This window comes from Pseudarthrobacter sp. NPDC059871 (assembly GCF_042731175.1).
GTDB lineage: Bacteria > Actinomycetota > Actinomycetes > Actinomycetales > Micrococcaceae > Arthrobacter.
Genome location: NZ_JBHWJV010000017.1, coordinates 1 through 20,534, shown reverse-complemented (window position 1 = coordinate 20,534; position 20,534 = coordinate 1). Strand labels below are relative to the sequence as shown.

Below are 20,534 nucleotides of genomic sequence, written 5' to 3'. Positions count from 1 at the left end.
TGCACGGCCAGCGTAGCCACGGCGCGGGGGAGAAAAGCTGGCCCTGCGCCAACCTTGATCAATTCTTGGGCGAATCCTGCTCTACCGGCTCAACCCTGCCGCGCCAGCGCCTCGCCGATCACCTTGGCACCCTGGGGGTACGCCGCCGGGTTCGGGCCGGAGTAGTTGAGGCGGACGAACGGTCCGGCTGGTTCCGCCGGGAACCATTCCGTTCCGGCGGCGATGATGACCCCGTTATCCTCGCAGTCGCGGGTGAGCCGGGGCAGGTCCGTGCCGTCAGGCATCCGCAGCCACAGGTTCAGCCCGCCCTTGGGCAGCAGCTCAACGTGGGCGTCCGGCACATGCTCGCGGATGCTGGTCACCAGCAGGTCCCGGCGGGAATGCAGCTGCTGGCGCAGGCTCCGCAGATGGGTCTGCCAGCCGGGCTGCGTCACCACATCCAGCGCCGCTGCCTGCAGCAGCCCGCTGACGTACATCGACTCCGCGGCCCGGTGCGCCAGGATCCGCTCCCGGGCCGGGCCCCGTGCAACAACAGCGGCAATCCGGACCGACGTGGACACGCTCTTGGTCAGCGAGCGGATGTAGATGACATGCCCGGAATCGTCCTGCGTGGCCAGCGGCACCGGGGTTGAGGTGATGCCGAAGTCATGGGCCCAGTCGTCCTCGATGACGAACGCCCCGTGTGCGCGGACCACCTCCAGGACCTCGCCGCCCCGGCCGGGCACCCACTGTGCACCGCTGGGGTTGGCGTAATTGGGCTGCGCATAGAACGCGCGCGCCCCGGTCTCCTCGAACGCCCTGGCCAGTCCCACCGGGTCCGGGCCGTCCGGCCCGCTGGGTACCGGTACCACCCTTACGCCTGTCTGGGCGGCAGCCAGGATGGCACCCCAGTACGTGGGCGATTCCATCAGCAGCGGCTGCCCGGCCCCCACCAGCGCCCGGAAGATCGAGCTCAGCCCGCTCTGGCTTCCCGGCAGCACGATCACATCGCTCGGCGTTGGGGGAGTGATCCCCACCGGCGTCGCCGCCCCCAGCTCCTGGGCAAACCACTGCTGCAGCTCCGGCATCCCGGCTGCCGGCGGGCGGGACAGTGCGGCGTCACCGCGTGCCGCCCTGGCCAGCGCCGTGCGCACCAGGCGTTCCGGCAGCAGTTCACGGTCCGGATAACCCGAGTGGAACCAGATGGCATCGTTGGGCACCGTTCGCATGGTGGACGACGACGGCAGCGAGGACGACGGTGACCCCAGCGCCGCGGTCTGCCAGCCATAGTCCGCGGGGCGCGCCGTCCGGACGGCACGCACGAACGTTCCCACGCCAGGACGGCTTTCGATCAGCCCCTGCGCCGTCAACGCCTGCAGCGCCTTCTGCACGGTCACCGGGCTGGCCTGGTACTCGGCCACCAGCGAGCGCGTGGACGGCAGCTTCGCCCCGGGTGCGGCAGCGGTGATCCACGTCCTCAGTGCCAGGACGATCCGCGAACTGCTATCGTTGTTCATGAGAGAACATAGTAGCGCTACCGCCCTTCCGGAGCCAGTGATACTACCCGTCCGGTACAGCGGGACAGCCCCGAGCAGGACGTCCACCGGCATCTGGTGGGGGCTCCTTGGCGTCGCGGCCTTCTCCTTCACGGTCCCGTTGACCCGGATGGCGGTGGCGGGCCTGTCCCCGATTTTCATCGGGTCCGGCCGTGCAGTCGTCGCCGGGGTCCTTGCAGCCGCAGCCTTGGCGCTTACGCGGCAGCGGCTTCCGCAACCACGCACCTGGGCGAGGCTGGCGCTGGTGGCCGGGGGCGTCGTCGTGGGCTTCCCGTTGCTGACGTCCTACGCGCTCACCGCCGTTCCGGCCGGGCACGGCGCCGTGGTGATCGCCCTCCTCCCGGCCGCCACAGCTACGGCCGCCATCCTACGGACCCGGGAGCGTCCCCGGGCAGCCTTCTGGGCAGTCATGGCGCTCGGCTCGCTGGCTGCCCTCGCGTTCGCGTTCCTGCAATCGGGCGGGATGGGCCACCTGCACTGGGCGGACCTCCTGCTGCTCGGCGCCGTGGTGTGCGCCGCTGTGGGGTATGCCGAGGGTGGCCTGCTGGCCCGCGAACTGGGCTCCTGGCAGACCATCGCCTGGGCGGTGGTCCTCGCCTTCCCACCCATGCTGGCACTGGCCGTGTTCGACCTCGCCAGCCAGCCGCCGTCCGCCACGCCCGCCCAGTGGGCAGCGTTCGCTTACCTTGCGGTGGTCAGCATGTTCCTCGGCTTCTTCGCCTGGTACCGCGGCCTGGCCATCGGCCCCATGGCGCAGGTCAGCCAGATCCAGCTCCTGCAGCCCGTGCTGAGCATCTGCTGGGCGGCGCTCCTGCTGGGCGAAGCCGTCACCTGGACCACCGTGATCGGCGGCCTGGCCGTCATCTTCTGTGCCGGCGCCGCCGTCCGCGTCAGGCTCAAACCGGCAGCCTGACCTCCCCACACACCGAAAGGACATTTCCGTGTACATTCCCGCCCACTTCGCCGCCGGCCCCGACGCCGTCCGGCACCTGCTGGCCAGCCCCGGCGCGGCCAACCTCATCACCATGACCGACGGCGGTCTGCTGGCTACGCTGCTGCCTTTCGTCTACGAGCCGGACGTGGGGGAGCACGGTGCCCTGCACGCGCACGTTGCCCGGAACAACCCGCAGGCCTCCGCGACTGTTGCCGGTGAGGCGCTGGCGATCCTCCAGGGCCCGGACGCCTACATTTCGCCGTCCTGGTACGCGTCCAAAGCCGAGCACGGGCGGGTGGTGCCCACCTGGAACTACAGCACCGCGCACGTGTACGGCCGCCTGGTTGTCCATGACGACGCCGGCTGGCTGGCACGGCACGTCCGCCGCCTGACGGACCGTCATGAGGGGGAGCGCGAGCACCCGTGGAGCGTGGGGGACGCGCCCGAAAAGTTCATCGCCGGGCAGTTGCGCGCCATCGTGGGCATCGAGCTGCTGATCACCCGGATCGAGGCGAAGGAAAAGCTGAGCCAGAACCGGTCCGCCGCCGATGTTGCAGGAGTGGTGGCCGGACTGCGGTCCGACGGGCAGGAAGCCAGCGCGGCCGCCGTCGAACGCGTCCTGGCCCAGCGGGCGCCGGAAGGCTAGCCGGCCCGCTCCAGCAGCACCATCACTTCGTAGTGCGTGGTCTGCGGGAACATGTCCAGGACCCGTGCCCGCCGTGCCGTGAACGAGGGGAGTGCGGCCAGGTCGCGGGCCAGGGACTGGGCATTGCAGCTGGAGTAGACCACGTGCCGGACATCGGAGGATTCCAGCCAGCCGCACAGGTCCTTGCCGATGCCCCGGCGCGGCGGGTTCACGATGACCAGCTCCGGTGCCTGCCGGGCAGCAAGGGCGAAGGCTGTGGCATCCCCGGCCTCGAATTCCATGCCCTGCAGCCCTGCTTCATCGCTGCTGAGCCGGGCCGAGACGATGGCCTCGCTGCTGGTTTCGATGCCGGTCACCGTGCGGGACGGATCGGCCACGTGCAGGGCGAAGCCGCCCACGCCGCAGTACAGGTCCCATACGGACGCCGGCGCCAGTTCGCTGACCCATTCACGCCCCTGCCGGTATAGGGCGGCGGCCATCGCGCTGTTGGTCTGGAAGAAGCTTTGCGGGCGCAGGTGCAGGTTGATGTTGTTCACTCGCATGTTCAGCGTGGACTGCTCCGTCAGAAGGATCTCCCGGTCACCCTCCAGCACCGCCTTGTGCTCGGGGTGCAGGTTGATGGACACCACCTTCACCTGGGGCAGTTCGGCAAGAAGGCCCGGGAGGTTCTTGCGGATGCGCGGCACCAGCTGCTCCGAACGCAGCACCAGGCGCAGCATGATCTCGCCGTCCGGGGACTCGGTGACGATCAGGTGCTTGAGTTCTCCGCTCCGGGTGGGCACGTCGTAGGGCGTCAGGCGGTGGGTGCGGATGAAGGCGGCCACCACGGGAAATACAGCGCGGAGCCCGGGGGAGCAGACGCCGCATTTGCGCAGGTCGATGCCGTGGCCGTCGGCATCCAGGATGCCGATGGTGGGGTTTTGGGCTGTCCCGCTGATCACCATTTTGGCCTTGTTGCGGAACGCGGTCTCCTGGCTGGCCACTGGCTCCAGCCACTCCAGCGACGTGTGGCCGGAGAGGAGGGTCTGGCAGTGGGCCTGCTTGCCGGCCAGCTGTTCCCCGTAGGGCGTGCCCATCAGGGTGCAGGAGCGGCAGCGGGCGGCATCAAAGTAGGAACAGCGCATGGCCCTCCAATTTTACCCGCTGCCTTTGTGGGCGCCCGACGACGGCACCTGGGGGAGTGCCGCCGTCGCCGGCACCCTCGTAATAGCGTGCAATATAATCAAGCCGCCATGCCTTTAATGACCGTAAATTCGGCAACCGTGCTACTTTCGGCTCTGTCGGCATTCACTTCTTCGGTCACCGGCCCTGCGAAGCGCATCAGCGAAACACGCCGGCCCGCGGAGCACCGGATACCGCCGCCGCCACCTGCACCGATCACCCACACTGGAGAAACCCGTGGAACCCTCATTGCCTACGCTCGACACCAGGCCGGACCCGGCGCAGCCGGTCACCTCCGGACTCCGCCGCTCCATGGGGCCGCGGCACCTGGTGATGATCGCCATGGGCGGCGTCATCGGCTCGGGCCTGTTCCTCAGCTCCGGCTACACGATTTCCCAGGCAGGCCCGCTGGGCGCGGTGATCGCGTACCTCGTCGGGGCGTTCGTGGTGTACCTGGTGATGGCCTGCCTGGGTGAACTGGCCATCGCCTACCCCGTGTCCGGGGCGTTCCATATTTACGCGGCCCGCTCCATCGGGCCAGCCACCGGCTTTGCCACCGCCTGGCTCTACTGGCTCTGCTGGGCCGTGGCCATCGGCTCCGAGTTCACAGCGTCCGGCCTGCTCATGCAGCGGTGGTTCCCGGACGTGGCGGTGTGGGTCTGGTGCCTGGTGTTCGCGGCCATCCTCTTCGGCTTCAACGCGGTGTCCGCCCGGTTCTTCGGCGAGTCCGAGTTCTGGTTCGCCATCATCAAGGTGGCCGCCATTATCGGCCTTATCGTCCTGGGCGGCGCGGCACTGTTCGGCTTCCGTCCGCTCGGCGGCGGCGGGGACGGGCACCCGTTCCTGTTCGAAAACTTCGCCACCGAGTCCGGCCTGTTCCCCAACGGCTTCACCGGCGTCCTGGTCACCGTGCTTGCCGTCTTCTACGCCTTCTCCGGCTCCGAGTTGATCGGCGTTGCCGCCGGCGAAACCAAGGACCCGGCCACGGCCATCCCCAAGGCCATGCGCACCACCTTGATCCGCCTGCTCATCTTCTTCGTCGGCGCTATCGCCGTCATTGCGGCCACCATCCCGTATACGGAGGTGGGGTTGGACGAGAGCCCGTTCGTCACCGTCTTCTCCGCCATCGGCATCCCGTTCGCGGCCGACATCATGAACTTCGTCATCATCACCGCGCTCCTGTCCGCCGGCAACAGCGGCCTGTTCTCCTGCGCCCGCATGCTCTACTCGCTCGCCGACGAAGGCCATGCACCGCGTGCCCTCAAGAAACTGACCCGCCGCGGCATCCCCCTGGCCGCGCTCTCCCTGAGCATGGTGGGCGGCCTGGCCTCCCTGATCAGCAGCGTGGTGGCACCCGAGACGGTCTACCTGGTCCTGGTGTCCGCGGCCGGTTTCGCGGTGGTGGGCGTCTGGATGTCCATCACGGCCTCGCACTTCTTCCACCGCCGCGCGTTCATCCGGGCCGGCGGCGACACCTCCACCCTCGCCTACAAGGCGCCGCTGTTCCCGCTGGTGCCCATCCTGGCGTTCACCCTGTGCGTCGTTTCGCTGATCGGCATCGCCCTGGATCCCGCCCAGGCGCCGGCGCTGTACTTCGGTGTGCCGTTCGTGGCCGCCTGCTACCTCTACTTCCACTTTCGGCACGGCCGCAAGCCGGTTCAGGCGCGGCGCTAAGCCGGGAACGGACGACGACGGAGGTGCGGCAGGTGCGCCCGGCACCTTAGCCGGCGCGCGCCGTCGTCGTCCGAGGCCTGGGTGCGATGGCCGCCTGCGGTGACCATGTGCTGGCTACGCGGGCTTCGCGCCGCAAGGCCGTGGAAGAATGGGGCGCGTGACCGGCGGGAGGGGCAGGGAAAGCGTGGATTCATCTGCTGAGGCGTCGTCAATGGCGCAGGGGCTCCGGATTGTCCGGCTGGTGGTGGACAGGGAGAAATCCGGGCGGCCCCTCCTGGGCGTATCCCAGCTCGCTGCGGCGTTGTCCATGGACCAGAGCAGGGTGTCGCGGCTGGCCCAGGAACTCTGCGACCTTGGACTACTCGAACGCCCGGAGCGTGGTCCCTTCCGGGCCGGGCCGGAATACTTCAGCCTGGCCGCGGCACTCAATACCGGCTGGGTGCTCGCCGCCCGGGCCGAACTCGAATCCCTGGTTTCCGCGCTGGGCCTGCGTGCCAGGCTCTCTGTCCGCGACGGCTACCGGGCCATCCTGCTCCGGAACTCCAGCAACGACTCCGTACCCGGCAGCTTCGTCCAGCCCGGCATGGTCAGCCCGGTGTGGTGCACGGGTGCCGGCCGGGCCCTGCTGTGGGACCTGGACCGGCCGGCCCTGGAGGGGCTGCTGCAGGACGTGAACTTCATTGGTATCGGCGGGCCTGGCGCGGCGCACACCATCGACGGTGTCTGGGAGCTCATGGCCCGGGACCGCCAGGCCGGGGTGGTAGCCGCCGTCGAGGAATTCGAGCATGACGTTGTTGAGCTGGCCGTGCCCGTGCGGGACGGATCAGGAGAAGTGCGGGCCGCGCTGAGCGTGCTCGGCGGTCCCGGCCTGGCGGAGCGCCGTGACGCGGCCGCTGCCCTGGCCAACGCCGCGGTACGGCTTGGCGCTGCGGCTGTGCCCCGCTAGTCCCGAGGCCGGTACCCCAACTCCGCTTCGAGCCACCGTCCCTGCTGGAGCAGCGCCGCGGCGCAGGCCTCCCGGCGGGGTTCCAACCGGTCCCTGATCCCCACGATCTGGAGGGCAGCCACCACCTCGCCCTTGAAATCGCGGACGGGGACGGCCAGTGAATATAGTCCCGGTTCCGCCTCCTGGTCCACCACCGAATAGCCCCGGATGCGTGCCGCTTCCAGCCTGGCCAGGAACTCTTCCACGCTGTCCGGCGTATTGGGCCCGTGCCGGACGAAGTCGACGTCCGCGAAGACGGTGCGGACTTCCTCGTCGGAGGCCTCCCAGAGCACTGCCTGCCCGGCGTCGCTGCAGTACGCGGGGTAGGGCCGGCCCAGCCAGGAGCCCACCAGGTTGCTGCTGGCCGGAACACTTTCGCCGATAGTCACGGTGCTGTTCCCGTGCAGGATGCCCAGGAAGCAGGCTTCATCAGTTTCGCCGGCCAGGTTGTCCAGGGCCGTGGCACCGTCAGATTCCAGCCGGCGTGCCGTCAGCTGCTGGGCGCCGGTGAAGACCGCCCAGTCCAGCGCATACGTTCGGTGGACGGCGCGGGCCAGGAAGCCCTCCTGCTCCGCGCTGCGAAGGTACCGTGAGACCTGGCTGCGGTCCTTGCCCAGGCCGGCGGCGATCTCAGCCACGGTGCCGCCCGGACGCTCGGCCGCGTGGCGGGATCCCACAGCCAGCAGGGCCATGATTCCGCGGCCCATGCTGGAGGATTTCGACATGGTTCCGAGTGTAGTTGGGGTGCGGTTCCGGCGCGTTCACGGGGACGTAACACCCGGCATCGGCATATCTGGATGCGTATAGTGACGATCATGCCTGCCATCCCCACGCTGTCCGCCCTGCTCGACGCCGGGGAATCCCTGACCTCCGACGGCGCACTGGCCACGGAACTCGAGGTGCGCGGCTGCAACCTGGACGATCCGCTGTGGTCGGCCAAGGTCCTGCTGGAACAACCGGGCCTGATCCGGGACGTGCACCGGGACTACTTTGCGGCAGGTGCCAGGATCGCCACCACCGCGAGCTACCAGGCAACACCGCAGGGATTCGCCGGCCGCGGCATGACGGAGCAGGAGGCGCTGGACCTCGTGGCCCTGTCCGTGCAGCTGGCCGACGAGGCACGGCGTGAGCATCTGGCCCACCACCCGGAGGCCGGGCCCCTGTTCATCGCGGGATCCGTGGGGCCGTACGGTGCCTACCTTGCCGACGGCTCGGAGTACCGCGGCGACTACGCCCTGACACCCGCCGAATTCCGGGCCTTCCACCGTCCCCGCCTCGAAGCCCTGGCCGCTGCCGGCGCGGACGTCCTGGCCTGCGAAACCCTGCCCTCCTTCGCCGAAGCACAGGCCCTGACGGAACTGACCCGGGACCTCGGCGTCGAATCCTGGTTCTCGTTTTCCCTCCGCGACGCCGGGCACATCAGTGACGGCACGCCCCTGCCCGCCGTCGCGGAACTCCTGGACGCGGAGCCCCACGTGGCCGCCGTCGGGGTCAACTGCGTGCCGCTGGCGCTGGTTGCCCCGGCGCTCACTGCCCTCCGCAGCGGCACCGGCAAGCCGCTGGTGGCCTATCCGAATTCGGGGGAGACCTACGACGCGGGCACCAAAACCTGGGACGCAGCGCCGGCAGCCGCCACGGCCCCCGCAGCGCTTGCCGACGGCGTCCCCGCCTGGCAGGCCCTCGGCGCCCGGATCATCGGCGGGTGCTGCCGGACCACGCCGGCCGACATCTCCGCCGTCGCGGGGCACATCAACCGCTGAATCCGGGCCGAATGCCCACCATCCCGGCGTGTCCGCTTCAAGGTGCCCCCGATCGGCGGCCTGTGGCAAGCGGGCCGTGCCCCGGCGGCGGAGCAGCTTAGTCGCCGCGAAGTCCGTAGGTGCTGAGCACGTTGCCCTTGCTGGTGCGTTTCTCATCGAGCAGGACCAGCCGGGTGAGCGGATCACCGTCCTCGAACAGCCGCCTGCCGCTGCCGGCCACCACGGGGTGGGTCATGAGCTGCAGCGAATCCAGCAGCCCAGCGAACAGCAGCTGCCGGGTGACGGAGATGCTGCCGCACACGGCAATTTCACCGCCGTCGCCCTCCTTGAGCTTCGCGACGAACTCCTCCAGCGGCGCGTCCATCAGCCGGGAGTTCTGCCACTCCAACGGCTCGCTCAGCGTCCGGGACACCACAAACTTCTGCACCGGGTTGATGAACGCGGCGAAGTCCTGGTCAGCTGACGCGTTGGGCCAGTAGGACGCCCATTCCTCGTAGCTCTTCCGGCCCAGCACCACAGTGTCCACGGTGTTCATCATGGTGGTGAGCCCCTCGCCGAGCTCATCGTCGAAGCTGTCGAACTGGAACTTGAACGGATCCGAAACCACTCCGTCAATGGAGTGGAACAGTCCGGCCGTAACTTTGCGCATGCGGGTCCTCCCGGGTTCGTGGGGTCAAGGAACAACCTATGCGCCGGGCCGGGCCGGCGGAAGACCAAATACCGCCAAGGCGAGGTTGATTGCCGCCAAAAACGGGGACGACGGCGGCCCTCCAGTTACGTTCATCACTCGCCGTGGCGTCTTGCCGGGTTTCGGCGGAAACGGGCCCCATACTTAGGGTGATGCGGCCACTTTCCGCAGCCCCGGCCAGGCAAGGAGGAAGTGCATTGGAAACCCTGAAGAAGATTGTTCGGAACCAGTACTTTCCCGCCGGAGCAGTCCTCGCGGCGGTCATCCTCTTCTGGCTCGTGGGGATCCTTGGCGGGCTGTCCCTCCTGCACAACAACCAGCCTCCGCTGACCACCCTCACCTGGTTGCTCTTCGTGTACACCGCTGCGGTGCTCACTCCGCTGGCGGGCCTGCTGGCCGCCGTGGACCTCATCCGCCGCTGGCGCCGCAACCGCGCCGCCATGGCAAACCCCGCTGATGTGTTTGTCCCGGCTGAAAACGCTGTTAACGAGGACGGCGTCATTGAGTACGCCCTTGACGGGGAATCAGCCGGACAGGCCAACGACGCCCCGGCCGTTACCCGGGAATCCATCGCCGCGGAGCCGGCCGCCGGGTCATCCGCCCAGGACCCTGCACCGTACGACCACGCCCAGTCCACAGCACCCGAAGCGCGCGAGCCGCAGGGCCGTCCGGCCACTCCGCAGCGGCCGGCAGGCCAGCCCCTGGGATCGGGAAAGAAGCCCAAGCAGCCCGGCGGCAGGCAGGCAGCCTAACAGCCGGACGGCTCGGCGTCGTACGTGTGCCGCAGCCGCCGGCTAGCGCTGGTGCAGCGCGCCCAGTACCTCTTCGGCCTGGCGCAGCGCGTGCCCCAGGCGCGCGGCCGGCTCCGGAAGCGAGAACAGGTAGCCCTGCAGCGCATCGCAGTCGAGCGCCGTGAGGTAGTCCGCCTGTGAGGCCGTCTCGATTCCCTCCGCGGTGACGGTCAGCCCCAGGCTGTGCGCCATGTTGATCATGGAACTGAGGATGGGCAGGCGCTCGCTTCCGGTCCGCACCATGGACACAAAGGTCTTGTCGATCTTCACGGTGTCCACCGGCAGGTCCTGCAACCGCCCCAGGGAGGAGTAGCCGGTGCCGAAGTCGTCCAGGGCAACCCGGGCGCCCGCGTCCCGCAACGTGCTGAGCTGCCTGATCAGGTCGCAGTCGGCGTGGAAGAACACACTCTCGGTGACTTCCAGCACCAGCTGGCGGGCGGCCACGCCGTTGGTCTCCGCCAGGCCCAGCACCTTCGCGGCAAAGTCGTGTTCCTGCAGCTGCACGCCGGACACGTTCACGGCCAGCGACCGTGCCGGGTCCTCGCCCAGCCAGTCCGCCAGCTGCGCCATGGCCTGGGCCATCACCTCAAGGCCGATGTCCCGGATCAGTCCCGTGCGTTCGGCCAGGGGAATGAAGTCCGACGGCGGCACCCGCCCGGCGCCGCGGTCCCACCGTGCGAGGGCCTCGAACTGGACCACCTGCCCGCTGCGGTGCGACACGATGGGCTGGAAATCCACCGAGATCTCCCCGCCCTGCAGGGCGAACTGCAGGCCGCTTTCCATGTCCGTCCGTTGCACCAGGGCAGCCATCATGTCCGGGTGGAACCGCAGGAAGCGGTTCTTTCCGGCGGCCTTCGCCGCATACATGGCGATGTCCGCCTGGCGCAGCAGCTCCGACGGGCCCACCTCGTCCCGCCCCCGCGATGCCACTCCGAGGCTCAGGCTGGGGCGGAGCGCACGGCCGCTGATGGTGACAGGTACGTGCAGGCAGCGCACAATGCACGCCGCTATTTCGTCCACGTTGGGGCAGGCCGTCAGGAGCACCACGAACTCGTCGCCGCCCAGCCGTGCCACCACATCCGCGGCGGGGACGCAGCCACGGAGCCTGCGGGACACCTCGATCAGCATGTCGTCGCCGGCCTGGTGGCCCAGGAGGTCGTTGACTTCCTTGAAGTCGTCCAGGTCCAGCAGCAGCACATCAACAGACTTGAGCCGGGGTTCCTGCAGCGACCCGGCCAGGGCGTCGTTGAACACGGCCCGGTTGGCCAGGCCGGTCAGCGGGTCTTGGAAGGCCATGACGCGCAGCTTTTCCGCCTGCTCCGCCAAGTCGAGCATCGCCTGGTGCGCTTGTTGCTGGGCCTTGCGGCGGGGAGTGACATCCCGGAAGCTCCACACCCGCCCCACGACGTCATCGCCCACCTTGTGGGGGCGGGAATACCGTTCGAAGGTGCGGCCGTCCGTGAAGTCCACAACGTCGTGGCTCTCGGCGGTGGTATTGCCCTGGACCTCCATGAGCCTGGCCAGGAACGCCCCGGGATCGGTGAGCTGGCTGGTGATGCGCTCCATTATCGGGTCCGCGCTTTCACCTTCCATGAGTTTGCGGGGAATGCCCCACATGGTGAGGAACTGGTCGTTGTAGCCGGCCACGGTGCCGTCGGAGCCCATCACCAGGATGCCGTCCGCGGTGGACTCCAGGGTGGACGTCAGCAGGGACATCGCCTGGCGAAGGTCCGCATTCGTGGCCTGCCGGTGCGAAGTACCCCGGACCGAGAGGAGGACCTGTGCCCTGGCCGGGACGCCGTCGTCGGGCGCGGTGTCCGTGGCTTCGCCGGCGCCGGGCCCTGCACCAGCGGCCAGCTGACCGGGCCCGGCGGGGAGGAGGGACCCGGCCACTTCGGCGGAGAAGCTGGTGCCGTCGGCGTGGACCCAGGCCACTTCCCGCGGGTGTTCGGCGGACCGGGCCAGGATCTGGTGGAAGAGCCTGTCCACCTCCGGGTGTGAGCGGTCAGCCAGAAGGGTCCGGTAATCCAGGCCGGTGAGGAACCTGCGGTCCAGCCCGAAGAGGGTTGTTGCTGCCTTGTTGGCCAGGGTGATGGTGCCATCCGCCGCGAGGGCCAGGAAGGCATCCGGGCTGGCGTCAAGCATCGCCTCGAACGTCCGGACTGCCATTGTGCTTTCGTGGCTGGATTCAGCCATAACACCACCCCCTCGCACATCATAAGGTGCGAACTGCCGGGAATGGGGGCCAGCTTCACTACGGATTGGGCACGAATCCCGGTCCGGGCCCGGAACGCAGAAACGCCGCCCCGCTGCCGGGACGGCGTTCCTCATTTGTTGGAAGGGGAGGGACTGCTAGGCCCGGTGCCCGCTGCGGTTCATGACTGCACCGTAGATCAGCAGGACCACGATGGATCCGAGAATAGCCAGCAGCCAGGTCCGGATATCGAAGAATTCGGCCAGGCCGCCGCCGAAGATCAGCGATCCGATCCAGCCACCGAGGATAGCGCCGACTACGCCGAGGACCATTGTTACCACCCAGCCTCCGCCTTGACGGCCGGGCAGGATAGCCTTCGCGATTGCGCCGGCGATCAAGCCCAAGATGAGAAATCCGAGAATGCCCATGCTCTCACTCCTTATTAGTAAGTTGTGCCGTGCCCCCATCTCCGGTTCCCTAATTCAATCAGCGTGCTTACTTCGCTGCAAGGCTTTGAATATCACAGGATGACTATCAGTTTTCCCCGTAAATACCCGCCTGATCAGCCCTCTTGGCCTGGAGGGACGCCATATTCAAGGCCTTCGATAGGATGAATTGTCCCCGAAGCAACACCAAGGAGTCCGGCATGTCCAGCCAGCAAACTGACCGCCCACGTGCCATATTCCTCGACATTGACGGGACATACGCGGACCACGGCCTGGCCCCGGCAGCCCACGTGGAAGCGGTGCAGGAAGTGCGCCGCCGCGGCCACCTGGTCTTCGTGTGTACCGGGCGTCCGCTGTCCATGGTGCCGGCCCACATCCTGGAGGCAGGGTTCGACGGCGTGATCACCGGCGCGGGTGCCCGGGTGGAAATGAACGGGGAGGTACTCAAGGACACCCGCTTCGAGCCCGACGTGGCGGCCCTCATCGTGGACACCCTGGACGCCCACGACGTCGCCTACATCCTGGAGGCTCCCGAAGCGTTGCATGGCCGCACCGGAGTGGGCGAGCGGCTCCGGCGGGTCCTGGCCCCCGTTTTTGCCGGCCGTTCCCGGCACGACGGCGTCCTCAGCACCGACGTGGATCCTGTGGAGGACATCCTGGGACCTGTCCAGTACAGCGACGACCTGCGAGGCACGTCCTTCGCCAAGATTTCCTGCTTCGATTCCCCGGTACCGCTGACCCGCCTCATGGGTGGCCTTGGCCCGCAGGTGGGGCTCATCCCCAGTTCGCTGTCCGCCCTTGGCGACTCAGCCGGCGAGATCTTCATGGCCGGAACCCACAAGGCGGTGGGCATCCGGGTGGTGGAGGAGCGCCTGGGCCTCCGCCGGGAGGACATTGTGGCCATCGGCGACAGCGCCAACGACATCGAAATGCTCGAATATGCCGGGGTGGGCATCGCGGTGGAGGACGGTCACCCCGGCGTGGTCGCCGTCGCCGACCGGATCACCCCCGGCCCGGCCGGCAACGGCGTGGCGCTCGCCTTCGCCGGCCTGGGCCTCCTGGACTGATACGTCCACTGGCGGACGGGAACCTGCCTGGCCCGGTTCCGGGCACCGGTGGCTATCGACGTGCGTGCTGCGCCGGCGCCATCGTTCCAGCCGGCTCCGGCCGTGTGACAGCCGATGAGTCCGGGCGCGTGCCAAGGCCGCGCACCACCCAGCCCTGGGCCTGCCAGGCCGCGGAGTCCAGTGCGTTGCGCGCATCCAGCAACACCCGCCGTCGTACCAGGCCGCCTGCAAGGGCGGGGGACAGCCGGCGGTACTCATCCCACTCGGTGAGGAGCAGCACCAGTTCTGCGCCTTCCAGGGCCCGGGTTGCCTTGGCCTCGAACCGCAGCCGGGGGTAGCGCCGCCACGCGTTGTTCACGGCCTTGGGGTCGGTGACTGTCACGTGTGCTCCGGCCGCCGCGAGGCGGTCTGCCACGTCCAGGGCGGGGGAGTCGCGGATATCGTCCGTGTCCGGTTTGAAGGAGGCGCCCAGCACGGTGATGGTCCGGCCGGCCACGGTACCGCCGCAGAGCTCCGCCGCCAGGTCCACCGTGCGCTGCCGTTGGCCAAGGTTGACCGAGTCCACCAGCTGCATCCAGTCCGCCACCGCATCCACGCCGTGGCCTGTGGCCTGCGCCCGGAAGCTGCGGATGTCCTTGGGCAGGCAACCACCGCCGAAGCCCAGCCCGGCATGAAGGTACCGGTTGCCGATCCGCGGATCCAGTCCCATGGCCTCGCTGAGTTCCGCCACGTCCGCGCCGGACGCATCGCACAGCTCAGACACCGCGTTGATGAAACTGATCTTGGTGGCCAGATACGCGTTGGCCGCGGACTTGATGAGTTCTGCCGTGGCGCAGCTGCAGACCTGCCGGGGAATGCCTGCTCGCAGCAGCGGCTCGTAGACCGCATCCAGGGCCGCCGCCACACCTACGGGTGCGCCGGTGGACCGGTTGAACGCAGCGGCCTTTCCGCCGTCCACGCCGTACACCAGGCGGTCCGGCACCAGCGAGTCCTTGACTGCTGTGCCCTGCCGGAGGAACTCGGGGTTCCAGCCCAGCAGGACATCGGGACGCCGTCCCAGCACCCCGCGCAGCATGTCCACAGTGCCCACCGGTACCGTGGATTTACCCACGACGACGGCGCCTGCGGCCAGGTGCGGCAGCAGGGCCCGGGTGGCGGAGACCAGGTAGGACAGGTCGGCGGCGTCGGAGGCTTTGTCCTGCGGGGTGCCCACACACAGGAAATGCACCTGGGCGCCGGCGATGTCCGCGATGTCCGCGGAGAACCGGAGCCGTCCCGTGGCGCTGCCGTCCTGCAGCAGCTCGTCCAGGCCTGGTTCGTGGAAGGGGGCTGCACCCCGGGCCAGTTGTTCCACTTTCGCATGATCCACATCGATGCCCACCACTGTGTGGCCCATCGAGGCAAGCGTGGCCGCGTGCACGGCGCCCAGGTAGCCGCAGCCGATCACCGAGATTTTCATAGAGCAGCTCCCTTGGCTTTGTACGGACCGGACAGCAGCGGCTGTTCGGCAATGACGTCCGTGTAGTGGCTGATCAGTTCCGAGCACAGGGCCGGCCACGTGCGGGCCTGTACCGAGGCGTGCGCCGCGGCGGCGAACGCCCGGCGCTTGGCGTCGTCGCCCATGAGGTCCAGGACGTGGCCGCGCATGGCGGACAGGTCACCGGGCTCGTAGAGCCAGCCGGTCCGGGAGTTCTCCACCAGGTCCAGCGGTCCGCCGCGTCCCGTGGCCACCACCGGCACTCCGGATGCCATGGCTTCCTGGATGGTCTGGCAGAAGGTTTCGAACTCGCCCGGATGGACGAAGAGGTCAAAGGACGCCACCGCGCGGGCCAGGTCGTCGCCGCCCAGGAATCCGGTAAAGACTGCTCCCGGAAGGGTTTCCTGCAGGGCCGCGCGCTGGGGGCCGTCACCAACGATCACCAGGGTGGTGTCCGGCATTCCGGCCAGGGCGGCGAGGTCCTCCACCTGCTTTTCCACGGCCAGCCTGCCCACGTAGCCGATGAGCCGGCGGCCCGCCGGGGCTATCGAAGCCCGCCACCCGTCGTCGCGCTTTTCCGGCGAGAACCTGGCCGTGTCCACCCCTCGGCGCCACATCCGCACCCGGGGAATGCCGCGCCCGCGCAACTGGTTCAGCGCGAACGTGGAGGGCACCAGGGTCCGGGAGGCGAGCAGGTGGATGTTCTCCACACGGTTCCAGGCCCAGTTCTCCAGGAAGGGGACGCCGTAGCGGGCCGCGTAGCCGGGAACCTCCGTCTGGTAGACAGCCACGGTGGGGATGCCCAGCTGGGCCGCCGCCTGGGCTGCCCGCCAGCCGAGGACGAACGGCGAGGCCAGGTGGACGACGTCCGGTGCGTAGTCGGCAAGGATTCGCTTGACCCGGTACACACCGCCCATCGCCACCCGGACGTTCGCGTATCCCGCAAGCGGGACTGCCGGAAGCCGGTGGATCTCCGCGCCCTTGACGTGGTTCTCCGCACCGCCGTCGTGCGCTGACGGCGCAATGACCAGGACCTCGTCGCCCCGTTCCTGCAGATGGTCCAGCACCCGCAGGATGGAGTGCGTGACCCCGTTCATCAGCGGCAGGAATGATTCAGCAACAATTGCGATCCTCACTCCTCCACGGTGGGCGCCGGCCCTGACGCGGCGGGTGTGAAGGCATGGCCCGGAGGGAAAGGTTCGGTGAACAGCAGGGAGTGCGCCGTCGCGGGTCTCTGTGAAAATTACTAAGCAGACTTCCCATTTGATGCTAAGCATGCTTACTGTAGTGGGGCAGCCAGCGCAGTGCCTCAAGCAACGGGGCGGGAGCCGAAGACCGGGGGAATCCCGTGCCGGAAAATCCGCAGCTGGCGCATGCCTAGTGCAACGACCATCCAAGGAGAAGTCATGCTCAACCGGGAAAACATTGAGACCCTGCTCCACAAGGGCGGCAACGTCATCGGAGCCGACGGCGACAAGATCGGTTCGATTGGCCAGCTCTACGCAGACGACGACACGGGTGAGCCCACCTGGGTCACCGTCAAGACGGGCCTCTTCGGCACGTCCCAGTCCTTCATCCCCGTCGAGGGAGCGCGCAGCCAGGACGACGACCTGGTGGTCCCCTACACCAAGGACCATGTGAAGGACGCCCCGCGCGTCGACGTCGACGGCCACCTCACCCCCGAGGAGGAGGACCGGCTGTACACGCACTACGACCGTGGGGCCACCACGTACTCGGAGTCGCAGGACAATACGCGCAACGACGTCGACCTGCAGGGTGATGCCGACCTGAACGCCGGCACCCCCACCGCCGGGGTCACGGGCGGAGGCGACGCCAGCCGCGAACGGGACTACGACGGCGGCCGCGGCGTTGGGCAGGACACCTCGGGCCCCAATACTGACGACGCTATGACGCGGTCCGAGGAGCGGCTGAACGTCGGCACCGAACGCGAAGCAGCCGGCCGGGTCCGCCTGCGGAAGTACGTCACTACGGAAAACGTCACGAAGACCGTTCCTGTCCAGCGCGAGGAGGTCCGGTTGGAGCGCGAGCCGATCACGGACGAAAACCGCGGCGCCGCACTCTCCGGACCGGACATCAGCGAAGAGGAACACGAAGTGACCCTGCACGAGGAGCGCCCCGTGGTGGAGAAGGAAACCGTTCCGGTGGAGCGGGTCCGGCTCGACAAGGAAGTGGTCCAGGACGACGTCACTGTGAGTGAGGAAGTCCGCAAGGAGCACATCGACGCGGACGGCCTGGACGGCGGCCGCCGCACCGGGGACGACAAGCGCCTCTGACGTAACGCACGCTATCCGAATGCCGGGAGTCCCTTCAGGGGCTCCCGGCATTCGTGTGCCCGCACTCCGGGGCCTGTCGCTGGCGGGCAGTGCGGGCCCGGCGTGACACCATGGATCACGATGAAACTGCGCGCTGACCAGACCGGAGACCGTGGCCTTCCCATGCCCTTGTGGCTGCAGGGAGCTATTGAAACAGCGCAGGCGGCGATCATCTCGGCGCTGGCCGTGCTGGTTCCCATCATTGCCGTCTGGGCAACGGCCGGCTTCCAGGACGATGGGTTTGAGACGCTGGCCCGCCTCGCCGGCCAGTCCTGGCTCCTGGTGCACGGTGTCCCGCTGGAACTGGCAGCGGCCGGATCCACCGCAGCATCCCACACCGGCTCAGGCCTGCTCACGCTGGTGCCCCTCGGGCTGACACTGATCCCCTTCCTGCTTGCCTGGCGGGCCGGGCGACGCCTGGCCCGGGCCTCTTACACGGACCAGCTGTGGCAGGCGCTGCTGGGGTCATGGGTGGTCTATTCGGCGTTCGGCGTGGCCACCGGCTTCGTCTGCCGCACCCCGGACGTGGGCATCAACCTCGGGTACGCCATGGTGGTCCCCCTGATTCCCTTCGCCCTGGGCATGGTCATCGGCGCCCGCCGCGAAGCCGGATCGTGGAGCCGGCTGATCGGCGTGGACGCCGTCGACTGGATCTCGCGGACCAGCCAGCATTCACGGTGGGCAGGGTCCTACCTCGCCTCGGTGGTGAAGGCCGGTTTGGTGGCGGTTGCCGCTGCCCTGTCACTGGCCGCGGTGCTGCTGGCCTTGGACCTGTTCGTCCACTGGAACCTGGTGCTGGCCGTCTACGAAGCGCTCGACGCCGGTGCCGCCGGCGGTGCGGCCCTCACGGTCGCCCAGCTCGGCTACCTTCCCAACCTCGTGGTCTTCGCCCTCGCCTGGACCTCGGGCTCCGGCTTCGCCATGGGAGTCGGTTCCCAGGTGGGCCCGCTGGGTACCGCCGTGGGGCCCCTGCCATCCATCCCGGTACTGGCTGCCATTCCCGCCGGCGCCCTCGACTACGCGTTCGTGGCCCTCCTGGTTCCGGTGATCGCCGGCGTGCTGGCCGGCTGGTGGTTCCTCCGGGAAGGCGAAAACCACTTCGACGAGTGGCTCTCCATCAAGGTCCACGCCCGCTGGTTCACCGCCACGGTGTCCACCCTGGTCCTGGGAGTCTTGGCAGGGGTCGCGGCGGGACTGCTCGCCATGGGGCTGGCCTGGCTTGCCCGCGGCTCGGCCGGCATCGGCCGGCTGACCGAGATCGGTCCCGACCCTTTGTGGACGGGAGTCTGGTTGGCCGCGGAGGTGGGTGCCGGCGTCGTGATCGGTTACGCTGCCGGGCCGTGGCTGGAACGTGAGCGGGCCGTGGCAGACGACGACGTGGAGCTGGTCCACTAGCCGCGAGGCTTGCGCTCCTGAGGTCCTTGGCCTGTCAGCAAAGGCGCTGCTACGGCGCCGGGCGGGGGAGTGAACCCTCCAGCTGCACTTGGCAACTCCGCTGTGCCTGGTCCGTAAGCGCCCGGTTCACGCACGCCTGATACTCCGTTGCCTGGTTGAAGAACAGGGCCGAGGCCAGGGTCAGCAGCACCATGCCGGCGGTCACCATCAGGCCGCAGATGGTGGCGAACAGAATCAGCCGCGACTCCTTCGAACGGAACCACCGGATCAACAAGACGATGCCGAGGGCCAGTGCGGCCGCTGTCAGGATTCCCGTCAGCCAGAGGTAACGGACGTCCAGCTGGTAGACGAAGAACGACCCCAGAACGGACACGATGAACATCCGGAACAGTGAGTGCGTCTTGGCCCGGGAGGCTTTTGCAGCCTCGCTGAGCGGCGCTTTTGTCCGCTGGGGCCTGGCCGGTTCCGGTGTGGAGTTCATGTTTTCCAGCCTACGCGAGCCTGCCCATAAGCTAGACGCATGCGCATCGTAGTCCTCGTTTCCGGTACCGGCTCCAACCTTCAGGCTGTCATTGACGCGGTCAAGGCGGGGGAGTTGGACGTGGACATCGCCGCTGTCGGAGCTGACCGGCCCGGCACCTACGGCGTGGAGCGCTCGGCCGCGGCCGGGATTCCCACTTTTGTGGTGGACTTCAAGGAGTACCCGGACCGTGCCCAGTGGAACGCCGCACTGACCGAGGCGGTGGCCGCGTTCCAGCCGGATGTGGTGGTGTCCTCAGGGTTCATGCGGATCGTCAGCCCGGAATTCATCGACGCTTTCGGCGGCAAGTACCTCAACACCCACCCCGCCCTGCTTCCGGCGTTCCCCGGTGCCCACGGAGTCCGTGACGCAATGGCCTACGGAGTCAAGGTCACCGGCTGCACAGTGCACTGGGCCGACGCTGGCGTGGACACCGGACCCATCATCGCCCAGGAAGCGGTGGACATCGAGGACGCCGACACCGAAGAGACCCTGCACGAGCGCATCAAGGTGGTGGAACGCCGGCTGCTGGTCTCCACCCTGGCAGCCCTCGCCGCTGCCTCCTGAGCCGCATCTCCCAACTAACTGGCAGTTGTTGTCGTTTTGGGCCTTCAGAACGACAACAACTGCCAGTCAGTTGGCAGTAGGCGTGCTTAGCCTGTGGATAACCCGATCCCTTGGTGAAGGTTTTGCAATTATGTTGCCGTGAAGACCCCTCGCCCGCTGCCAACGCCACTTGCCGATCTGCCATTCACTTTCCAGGACGCGGTCGACGCCGGCGTGAGCCTCAGGCGGTTGCGTCATGTCGCGTTGAAGTCGCCCAGCCGCGGTATTGTCGGTGACGGTCGAAAACTGAGCCATTGTGACGGTTGAAAACTGAGCCACCCGTTCCAAACGATTGGGTGGGTGATCACAGTGGAGGATTGGG

19 protein-coding genes are annotated in these 20,534 nt (G+C 68.1%); 10 read left to right on the top strand and 9 right to left on the bottom strand.

The window, feature by feature from the left end; translation table 11 throughout:
- Positions 1-89: 89 nt before the first annotated feature.
- On the bottom strand, positions 90-1,496 hold the full coding sequence (locus tag ACFV4R_RS19305; protein WP_377204142.1) for a PLP-dependent aminotransferase family protein: 1,407 nt from the start codon (positions 1,494-1,496) through the stop codon (positions 90-92).
- Between ACFV4R_RS19305 and ACFV4R_RS19300 the strand changes: the two genes are divergently transcribed.
- A complete protein-coding gene (locus tag ACFV4R_RS19300; RefSeq protein WP_377204143.1) occupies positions 1,495-2,448 on the top strand; it encodes a DMT family transporter in 954 nt (317 codons plus the stop codon). The two genes, ACFV4R_RS19305 and ACFV4R_RS19300, sit on opposite strands and share 2 nt — an antisense overlap.
- A gap of 28 nt (positions 2,449-2,476) precedes the next feature.
- Positions 2,477-3,115 (top strand): FMN-binding negative transcriptional regulator, encoded by a 639-nt coding sequence (locus ACFV4R_RS19295; RefSeq protein WP_377204144.1) that lies wholly within the window; start codon positions 2,477-2,479, stop codon positions 3,113-3,115.
- On the opposite strand, the gene rlmC is transcribed toward ACFV4R_RS19295, so the two are convergent.
- The gene (gene rlmC, locus ACFV4R_RS19290) at positions 3,112-4,239 is read right to left on the bottom strand and encodes a 23S rRNA (uracil(747)-C(5))-methyltransferase RlmC (RefSeq protein WP_377204145.1); all 1,128 of its coding nucleotides are present in this window, start codon (positions 4,237-4,239) and stop codon (positions 3,112-3,114) included. The two genes, ACFV4R_RS19295 and rlmC, sit on opposite strands and share 4 nt — an antisense overlap.
- A 274-nt stretch (positions 4,240-4,513) precedes the next feature.
- Here rlmC and ACFV4R_RS19285 point away from each other — a divergent pair, with 274 nt between their 5' ends.
- Both ACFV4R_RS19285 and ACFV4R_RS19280 read left to right on the top strand, forming a co-directional pair.
- The gene (locus ACFV4R_RS19285) at positions 4,514-5,950 is read left to right on the top strand and encodes an amino acid permease (RefSeq protein ID WP_377204146.1); all 1,437 of its coding nucleotides are present in this window, start codon (positions 4,514-4,516) and stop codon (positions 5,948-5,950) included.
- 184 nt (positions 5,951-6,134) lie between these two features.
- Complete coding sequence (locus ACFV4R_RS19280) at positions 6,135-6,896, top strand: IclR family transcriptional regulator (RefSeq protein ID WP_377204147.1); 762 nt, start codon at positions 6,135-6,137, stop codon at positions 6,894-6,896.
- Here ACFV4R_RS19280 and ACFV4R_RS19275 read toward each other — a convergent pair.
- A complete protein-coding gene (locus tag ACFV4R_RS19275) occupies positions 6,893-7,660 on the bottom strand; it encodes an IclR family transcriptional regulator (RefSeq protein ID WP_377204148.1) in 768 nt (255 codons plus the stop codon). The two genes, ACFV4R_RS19280 and ACFV4R_RS19275, sit on opposite strands and share 4 nt — an antisense overlap.
- A 90-nt stretch (positions 7,661-7,750) precedes the next feature.
- Here ACFV4R_RS19275 and mmuM point away from each other — a divergent pair, with 90 nt between their 5' ends.
- Positions 7,751-8,695, top strand: a complete 945-nt coding sequence (mmuM, locus tag ACFV4R_RS19270) for a homocysteine S-methyltransferase (RefSeq protein ID WP_377204149.1) — start codon at positions 7,751-7,753, stop codon at positions 8,693-8,695.
- A 97-nt stretch (positions 8,696-8,792) separates the two neighbouring features.
- On the opposite strand, the gene ACFV4R_RS19265 is transcribed toward mmuM, so the two are convergent.
- A complete protein-coding gene (locus ACFV4R_RS19265; protein WP_377204150.1) occupies positions 8,793-9,344 on the bottom strand; it encodes a dihydrofolate reductase family protein in 552 nt (183 codons plus the stop codon).
- 236 nt (positions 9,345-9,580) lie between these two features.
- On the opposite strand from ACFV4R_RS19265, the gene ACFV4R_RS19260 reads away from it, so the two are divergent.
- A complete protein-coding gene (locus ACFV4R_RS19260) occupies positions 9,581-10,135 on the top strand; it encodes a hypothetical protein (protein WP_377204151.1) in 555 nt (184 codons plus the stop codon).
- A 42-nt stretch (positions 10,136-10,177) separates the two neighbouring features.
- Here the strand turns inward: ACFV4R_RS19260 and ACFV4R_RS19255 are convergent, their stop codons facing one another.
- Both ACFV4R_RS19255 and ACFV4R_RS19250 read right to left on the bottom strand, forming a co-directional pair.
- A complete protein-coding gene (locus ACFV4R_RS19255) occupies positions 10,178-12,370 on the bottom strand; it encodes an EAL domain-containing protein (RefSeq protein ID WP_377204152.1) in 2,193 nt (730 codons plus the stop codon).
- 156 nt (positions 12,371-12,526) lie between these two features.
- Positions 12,527-12,796 (bottom strand): GlsB/YeaQ/YmgE family stress response membrane protein, encoded by a 270-nt coding sequence (locus tag ACFV4R_RS19250; RefSeq protein ID WP_015936364.1) that lies wholly within the window; start codon positions 12,794-12,796, stop codon positions 12,527-12,529.
- Between the two features lie 218 nt (positions 12,797-13,014).
- Between ACFV4R_RS19250 and ACFV4R_RS19245 the strand changes: the two genes are divergently transcribed.
- A complete protein-coding gene (locus ACFV4R_RS19245; protein ID WP_377204153.1) occupies positions 13,015-13,881 on the top strand; it encodes an HAD hydrolase family protein in 867 nt (288 codons plus the stop codon).
- Positions 13,882-13,933: 52 nt separating this feature from the next.
- Here ACFV4R_RS19245 and ACFV4R_RS19240 read toward each other — a convergent pair whose 3' ends face one another.
- Both ACFV4R_RS19240 and ACFV4R_RS19235 read right to left on the bottom strand, forming a co-directional pair.
- Entirely contained in the window at positions 13,934-15,340 is a 1,407-nt protein-coding gene (locus ACFV4R_RS19240; RefSeq protein ID WP_377204154.1) for a UDP-glucose dehydrogenase family protein, read from the bottom strand.
- On the bottom strand, positions 15,337-16,494 hold the full coding sequence (locus ACFV4R_RS19235; RefSeq protein WP_377204155.1) for a glycosyltransferase family 4 protein: 1,158 nt from the start codon (positions 16,492-16,494) through the stop codon (positions 15,337-15,339). Before ACFV4R_RS19235 ends, ACFV4R_RS19240 begins: the two co-directional genes overlap by 4 nt.
- Positions 16,495-16,764: 270 nt before the next feature.
- Here ACFV4R_RS19235 and ACFV4R_RS19230 point away from each other — a divergent pair, with 270 nt between their 5' ends.
- Positions 16,765-17,652 carry a DUF2382 domain-containing protein gene (locus tag ACFV4R_RS19230; RefSeq protein ID WP_377204156.1) on the top strand — a complete coding sequence of 296 codons (888 nt, stop codon included), beginning with the start codon at positions 16,765-16,767 and terminating at the stop codon, positions 17,650-17,652.
- A 120-nt stretch (positions 17,653-17,772) separates the two neighbouring features.
- Positions 17,773-19,086 (top strand): DUF6350 family protein, encoded by a 1,314-nt coding sequence (locus tag ACFV4R_RS19225; RefSeq protein WP_377204157.1) that lies wholly within the window; start codon positions 17,773-17,775, stop codon positions 19,084-19,086.
- A 49-nt stretch (positions 19,087-19,135) separates the two neighbouring features.
- On the opposite strand, the gene ACFV4R_RS19220 is transcribed toward ACFV4R_RS19225, so the two are convergent.
- On the bottom strand, positions 19,136-19,567 hold the full coding sequence (locus ACFV4R_RS19220; protein ID WP_377204158.1) for a hypothetical protein: 432 nt from the start codon (positions 19,565-19,567) through the stop codon (positions 19,136-19,138).
- Between the two features lie 39 nt (positions 19,568-19,606).
- Between ACFV4R_RS19220 and purN the strand changes: the two genes are divergently transcribed.
- Positions 19,607-20,173 (top strand): phosphoribosylglycinamide formyltransferase, encoded by a 567-nt coding sequence (gene purN, locus ACFV4R_RS19215; protein ID WP_377204159.1) that lies wholly within the window; start codon positions 19,607-19,609, stop codon positions 20,171-20,173.
- Positions 20,174-20,534: the final 361 nt, after the last annotated feature.